Raw genomic sequence first — 5,615 nt, forward strand, 5'->3', positions numbered from 1 at the left:
TCCCCGGCGCGGCGGGCCCCGAGGAACCGAGCGCGGGGGCGGCGCCGCTGGTGGCCCCCGGGGCGGCCGCGCCTCCGCCGGCCGAAGGTGCGCCCCCGGCCGCGGTCTGGCCTCCGGCCCCGGGGGTGACCCCGGCCTGACCGGCGCCCAGGTAGGGCTGGACGCGCGCGCCACAGGCCGCCGCCAACAGGGCCAGCACGACGAGCAACGCGATCGCGGCCGGCCGTGACGGGGACGGGTCCGGGCACCGTCCGCCGATCCGCCCGCTCCGATGCACCGTCATAGGGCCCGGGAGGCTATCGGGACGGCGCCGTCGGTAACCTGCGCGGCCGGGACCACGAAGGGGCGCCAGCGATGACCATCGAGAGACTCAGTGGACTGGACGCGACCTTCCTGTACGTCGAAACGCCCTCCAACCAGACCCACATGACCGGGGTGCTGGTGTTCGACCCGTCGACGATGAAGGAGCCCTACTCCTTCGACCGCATGCGCGAGTACGTCCGGGGGCGCCTGGGCCGGGCTCCGGCGTTCACGAGGAAGCTGGCCCGGGTCCCCTTCGACGTGGCCCACCCGATCTGGGTCGAGGACGCCGACTTCGACCTCGAGGCCCACCTCCACCGCGTCGCCGTCCCCGCCCCGGGTGGGCCGGGCGAGCTGGCGGAGCTGGCGGGTCAGATTGCCGGGTGGCCCCTCGACCGCAACCGGCCCCTCTGGGACATGTGGTTCGTGGAGGGCCTCGAGGAGGGCCACGTCGGCCTCGTCGCCAAGATGCACCACTCGACGATCGACGGCGTGTCCGGCGCCAACCTCATGATGCACCTGTTCGACCTCGAGCCCGACCCGCCCCCGGTGCCCGTGGAGCCGGCCCCGGAGCCCCAGCCCGCCCCGGCCGACCTCGAGCTGCTGCTGTGGGGCCTGTGGTCGCGCGCCCGCCGGCCTCTGCTGCTGCCCCGGGCCGTGGCCGACACGGCGCGCGCCGGGGCCGAGCTCGTGCGGCGGAGACTGCGCCCCGGGGCCAAGGGCATGGCGACCCCGTTCACCGCTCCCCCCACTCCCTTCAACGCCCCGATCACCGCCCACCGCCGGGTCGCGTTCTGCTCGGTCTCGATGGCCGACGTGCAGATGATCAGGCACGCCTTCGGGACGACCGTCAACGACGTGATCCTGGCGATCTGCGGCGGGGCGGTGCGGCGCTGGCTCGAGCATCACGACGCCCTGCCCGACCGTCCTCTGGTCGCAGGCGTTCCCGTGTCCACGCGCGACGACGACGGTGGGGGTGGTGGGGGGTTCGGCGCCAACCTGATCTCCGCCATGTTCGTCTCGCTGGCCACCGACGTGGACGACCCGCTGGAGCGATTGCAGCGCATCCACGACGGCACCCGCAACGCCAAGGAGGAGTTCCGGGCGGTGGGCGCCGACGTGCTCACCAACTGGACCGAGTTCACCGGTCCCCGGCTCTTCGGCCTGGCCGTGCGGCTGTACTCGCGGATGGAGCTGGCCGATCGGCACCCCCCGGCCCTCAACTTCATCGTGTCCAACGTGCCCGGGCCACCGATCCCGCTGTACCTGGCCGGGGGCCGGCTGGTGGCCCTGTACCCGCTCGGGCCGGTCTTCGACGGGATGGGCCTCAACATGACCGTTCTGTCCTACATGGACACCGTCGGCTTCGGCTTCCTGGCCTGCCGGGAGCTGATCCCGGACCTGGGGGACATGGCCGGGTTCGTGGACGGGGCCCTGGAGGAGCTCAAGTCCCGGGCCAAGCAGTCGGCGGACCCGGCGCCGGCGCGGCGGCGGACGGCCGCGCCGTCAGGCCGGACTCGGTCAGCGCCCCGTCGATGAAGTCACCCACCCCGCCGGCCCAGAAGAACCCGATGTGGCCCCCGGGGTACCAGGTCCGGCGGGGCCGGCCCCAGTGCAGCCACAGCCGGTGGGCCTGGTCGAAGTTCGACATCCGGTCCCCCAGGCCGGCAAAGACGTAGCGGCGCTCGAAGGGAACCAGCGGGTCCAGCACCAGCGGGGACACGACCGAGCACACGGCGTCGGCGTCGGGACCGAGAGCGCCGGACTCGACGGCGCGGTGGCGCACGACCGGGGGGCTGTGGCGGCGGTACAGGTCCGGCATGTCGGTGGCCGGGATGCCGGCGATGGCGCACGCCAGGCCCTCCTCGACCGACGCCGTCAGGGCCGTGACGTAACCACCGAGGGAGATCCCGTAGATGCCCACCGGCACGTCCCCCGAATGGGACCGGATCCACCGGATGGCGGCGCGCACGTCCCACGCCGACTGGGCCAGCCCGTGGACCGAGTCGACGAGGTTGACCGACATGAATCCCTCGCCGGTCTCGGCGCCCGGCTCCTGCCGGGGGCCGTGCACGGGCAGGACGGGCAGGAGCAGGTTGAGGCCGAGGTCGCGCGCCAGATGCCGGGCCCGGAAGGCGCGCAGGTCCAGCGGGGCCCGCCCCGTCCCGAACCCGTGGATGCAGACCAGCCAGGGGCGCCCGGGGCGCCGGTGGCGCACCACGTAGGCGTGGGCGGTCCGGTTGGCGGTCCGGCTCAACCAGCGCTCCCGGCCGGGCTCGTCGGGCCAGGGCTCGTAGCCGCTGGGGTAGCTGATGGTCTCGAAGCGCTGCCCCAGCGTGGACTCGGCGCGCACGCTCACCTGGTCCGGCACCGGCGGGACGCGGTGGTACGACAGCGGCCGGTCCTGCCAGCCCCGCTCCTGCCAGAGCAGGCGGGCGGCGGCGATCTCCTCTCCGGCCCGCCGGTAGTCGTCCCGGCGCGGGAACAGGCGGGGATTGCGCATGGCCGAGATCAGGACCTCGTCGAGCAGGACCTGGGCCGCCAGCCCGACCGACGGCTGGACCCCGGCATCGGCGAGCGGGTGGCCCGGCGGCCCTCCGCCCCGGGAGTACGACCAGCTACGCGCCAGGAAGGCCGCCGCCCGGGGGCCGGCCTGGGCCACGCCGATCGTGCGAGGGTCGAGGAGGAAGCGCCGGGCCACCCGCCACGGCGGCTCAGACAAGGGCGTCGGCGCCCAGCAGCACCCGGAGCTCCCCGGCCAGCCCGTTGCTCGAGTCGGCGTTGTACTGGGGTGGCAGCCGCAGCACCTTCTGGCCGACGTGGAGGTACACGGGGCACGCACCGGGGTGCTCGAGCAGGACGTTCTTGAGCCGGGTGACGATGGTGTCGGTGAGGGCGCCGACCGGCAGCACGATGCGCAGGTCGCGCGCCCCGCTCACGACCAGCTCGGGCCGGCGGACCTCCATGCACACGAGCTTCGGCTCGTCGTCGCGGTTGTCGAGCCGCCCCTTGAGGCAGACGATGGCGTCGTCGGCCAGCAGGCTGCCCCACTCCTGCATGGTCTTGGGGAACACGAAGACCTCGATGGCCGACTGGAGGTCCTCCAACGTGAAGGTGGCCATCAGGTCCCCCCGCTTGGTGTAGCGGCGGGACAGGCCGGTGACCACGCCTCCCACCAGCTTGACCTCCCCCTCGCGGCCGGGGGCCGGGTCGCGCAGCTCGGCGATCGTGCAGTCGACGAGGCGCCGCAGCGAGCCCTCCACGCCCATCAGCGGATGATCGCTGATGTACAGCCCGAGCATCTCCTTCTCGGCCGCCAGCTTCTCGGACTTGTCGAACTCCAGGTCGGGTATCGGCACCCGGCTGTCGTCGAACACCGACCCACCGGAGTCCGAGGCCTCCAGCCCCCCGAACAGGCTCATGATGCCCTGCTCCGCCTCGCGACGCCGGGCCAGCATGCGGTCGACGATCTGCTCGAAAACGAGGCACAGGCCCTTGCGGGGATGGCCGAGCGAGTCGAAGGCGCCCGCTTTGATCAGCGACTCCATGGCCCGCTTGTTGAGCACGATCGGGTCCACCCGCTCGCAGAAGTCGTAGAAGTCCACGAAGGGGCCGTTCTTCTCCCGCTCGGAGACGATCAGCCCCACCAGAGCCTCTCCGACGTTGCGGACCGCGGACAGCCCGAAGGGGATCGAGCCCGGCCCGGGCAGGTCGGCCACCGGGCCCCGGGCCACGAAGTCGGACTCGGAGACGTTGACGTCGGGGACGAGGACCTTGACGGCCAGGGCCCGGCACTCGGCCAGATAGACGGCGGTCTTGTCCTTGTCGTCCTTGACGCTGGTCAGCAGGGCGGCGAGGTACTGCACCGGGTAGTGGGCCTTGAGCCAGGCGGTCTGGTAGGCGACCAGGCCGTAGCCGTAGGCGTGCGCCTTGGGGAAGGCGTAGTCGGCAAAGGGCTCGATGATGTCGAACAGCCTCGTGCCCAGCTCCTGGCCGTAGCCCGTGCGCTCGCAGCTCGCCACGAACTGCTCGCGCTCCTTGGCCATGAGCTCACGGATCTTCTTGCCACAGGCCTTGCGGAGGTTGTCGGCCTCCTCCAGCGAGTAGCCCGCGAAGCGCTGGGCCACGCGCATCAGGCTCTCCTGGTAGATCATCAGCCCGTAGGTGTCGCCGAGTAGCTCCTCCATGTCGGCGTGGAGGTAGGTGATCGGCTTGCGGCCGTTCTTGCGATCGGCGTAGTCGTTGTGCATGTTGGCCGCCATCGGGCCGGGCCGGTACAACGCCACGAGGGCGGCCACATCGTCGAAGGAGGTGGGCGCCAACGACCGCTCGAGAGCGCGCATCGGGCCACCCTCCAGCTGGAACACGCCGATGCTCTCCCCCCGGCGCAGCATCGCCAGGGTCGGGTCGTCGTCGAGGGGGATCGAGTCGATGTCGGGGCGGTGGCCGGTGGACTCGTCGATGAGGTCGAGGGCCCGCTCGATGACCGACAGGTTGCGCAGCCCGAGGAAGTCCATCTTGAGCAGGCCGAGGTCCTCGACCCCGTGCATCTCGTACTGGGTGACGATGGGCGCCGACGACGGGTCCCCACCGGACTCCGGCTTGCGCTGGATGGGCAGGTACTCGGTCAGTGGATCGTGGGTGATGACCACGGCGGCGGCGTGGATCCCGTCCTGGCGCCGCAGCCCCTCGAGCCCCCGGGCCACGTCGATCACCTTCTTGGCCTCGGGATCGGTCGCGTACATGTCGCGCAGCTCGGCGGCCGCCTTGTACCCGTCGGCGTGCTTGGGGTCCTGCTCGAGGCAGGCGCGCAGCGGAGTGTCGCGGCCCATCACCAACGGCGGCATGGCCTTGGCGATGCGGTCCCCCACCGCGTAGGGGTACCCGAGGACCCGGGCCGCGTCGCGCACCGCGGCCCGGGCCTTGATCGTCGAGAAGGTGACGATCTGGGCCACGTGGTCCCAGCCGTAGCGCTCGGCGGCGTAGCGGATCATCTCCCCCCGGAAGCGCTCGTCGAAGTCCATGTCGATGTCGGGCATCGACTTGCGACCCGGGTTCAGGAACCGCTCGAAGATCAGCCCGTTGCGCATCGGGTCGATCTCCACGATCCGCAGGCAGTAGGCCACGCAGCAGCCCGCCGCCGACCCCCGCCCGGGCCCGACCCTGATGTTGGACTCCCGGGCGTGGCGGATGAGGTCCCACACCACCCGGAAGTACGCCGAGAAGCCCATGTCCGAGAGGACCGAGAGCTCGTACCCGAGCCGTTCCATCACGTCGGCGGGGATCGGGTCCCCGTACCGCTCCGCCGCCCCCCG

At 72.1% G+C, this 5,615-nt stretch carries 4 protein-coding genes; 1 reads left to right on the forward strand and 3 read right to left on the reverse strand.

What is annotated here, in order from left to right; genetic code table 11:
- A partial coding sequence (locus VFW24_06015; protein ID HEX5266310.1) for a hypothetical protein occupies positions 1 to 283 on the reverse strand: 283 nt, incomplete at its 3' end.
- Between the two features lie 71 nt (positions 284 to 354).
- On the opposite strand from VFW24_06015, the gene VFW24_06020 reads away from it, so the two are divergent.
- Positions 355 to 1,839, forward strand: a complete 1,485-nt coding sequence (locus VFW24_06020) for a wax ester/triacylglycerol synthase family O-acyltransferase (GenBank protein ID HEX5266311.1) — start codon at positions 355 to 357, stop codon at positions 1,837 to 1,839.
- Here the strand turns inward: VFW24_06020 and VFW24_06025 are convergent.
- Together VFW24_06025 and dnaE are read right to left on the reverse strand one after the other, a co-directional pair.
- Entirely contained in the window at positions 1,745 to 3,022 is a 1,278-nt protein-coding gene (locus tag VFW24_06025) for an alpha/beta hydrolase family protein (GenBank protein HEX5266312.1), read from the reverse strand. The genes VFW24_06020 and VFW24_06025 overlap by 95 nt on opposite strands.
- A partial coding sequence (gene dnaE, locus VFW24_06030) for a DNA polymerase III subunit alpha (GenBank protein ID HEX5266313.1) occupies positions 3,015 to 5,615 on the reverse strand: 2,601 nt, incomplete at its 5' end. The genes VFW24_06025 and dnaE, both read right to left, overlap by 8 nt.

It is taken from the genome of Acidimicrobiales bacterium (assembly GCA_036273495.1).
Taxonomy (GTDB): Bacteria; Actinomycetota; Acidimicrobiia; order Acidimicrobiales; family JAJPHE01; genus DASSEU01.

Coding starts and splice junctions, on each gene's coding strand:
- VFW24_06020 (HEX5266311.1), top strand. CDS start 355: ATGACCATCGAGAGACTCAGTGGACTGGACGCGACCTTCCTGTACGTC.